This is a genomic window from Candidatus Pelagibacter communis (genome assembly GCF_001179985.1).
GTDB lineage: Bacteria > Pseudomonadota > Alphaproteobacteria > Pelagibacterales > Pelagibacteraceae > Pelagibacter > Pelagibacter ubique_J.
On sequence record NZ_CVSI01000046.1, the window covers coordinates 1 to 1,337 of the forward strand.

Genomic DNA, 1,337 nt, shown 5'->3' on the forward strand with positions numbered 1-1,337 from the left:
AGTAATTTTCTTTTGTCTAAAATAGATAAAGTTTTATAAATTGTATTACGACTAGTAATTTTTTTTGAAAATTTACCTTTGAACAATATCTTATGTTTACGACTGTCTATTTGTCTTAGACTAATTTCGTCATAAAGTGAAATTAGCGTGACTATACTCTGTAATTTATGCAAATTTTTTGTTTTTCCTATAATATTTAAATTTAAATTTATTTTTGCATAAGACTTTTGTGATATCGTATTCATAGAAACAAGTTAATTAGTAAAATTATAATCCAAAAACTAATTTTTTTTCAATTTCTTTTTTTAACTCTTCTTCGGTATCTTCTAATTTTAAAACTCCATTCCAAAAATATCTCGCCTGCACTTTTTTATTAAGTCTCCATAATACATCACCGTAATGATCATTAACTATTGGATCGTAAGGCATAAGTTTTACCGCTTTTTCTAGATATTTTTTTGCATTAACAAAGTCTTCAATTAAATAATAAGCCCATCCAATTGAGTCAGTAATATAAGGGTCATTTTCTCTTAAACTATAAGCTTTCTTTAGCATATCCATTGCATCAGGAATTTTGTAAGATCTCTCTAGCCAACTGTATCCAAGATAATTTAAAACATATGGTTCATCTGGATTTATTTTAAGAGACTCTATTAAATCTTTATCAGCTTTTAAAAAAGCTTTTTTTCTCTCATAACTAGTTCCTCTTTTATATAAAAGATCTGCATGTTCCTCTGCACTATAATTTGGATATTTTATTAAATTTGAATAAATTTCTATTGCGCCTTCATAGTCTTGAAAGTTTCTCAATATGTTTGCCATATCAAATAAAATCTTGTTTGATGGGTTTTGAATTTTTCCGTATTCTTTTTTAATAAATTTTAAAGCACTATCGTCATTTTTAGTCTCTTGGATAATTGATGCATTTTTTTTCACTCTAAACCAATTATATATAACGTTATCTTTTTCAATTTTGCTTAATTCATTTTTTACTAATTTATATTTTTTAGTATCCATGTAGTTTTCAATTAATAATGTAGAATTAAGCGTAAATTTTGAATTTAGATATTTCGCTAAGATAATATAAAAATTTGACTCTTTAAATAAACCTTGCGATGAGTAGAGATTAGCGATCAAATAGAAAAACTCTGCAACAATATCTTTCTCATTTTTGCATGAAAATAAATTATTTAACTTGTTGTAATTCTTTTCTTCAATCCATTTTACTGATTGAGCAATTAGCAATGGTTTATTAATTTGGTTAATATTTTGTAAAACTTGGTTGATTTTGTTAATTTTATTTTGTTCAATTAAATAATCTAAATAAAAATAGATAT

General features: G+C 24.5%; 1 protein-coding gene and 1 pseudogene. Both read right to left on the minus strand.

All coding sequences use genetic code 11. From position 1 onward, the window contains the following. Positions 1-245: pseudogene (locus tag AMN80_RS05580) on the minus strand (4-(cytidine 5'-diphospho)-2-C-methyl-D-erythritol kinase); the annotation flags it as partial. Positions 246-267: 22 nt separating this feature from the next. After that, positions 268-1,337, minus strand: a 1,070-nt coding sequence (locus tag AMN80_RS02165; protein ID WP_425304127.1) for a tetratricopeptide repeat protein, incomplete at its 5' end; no start/stop codon positions are given.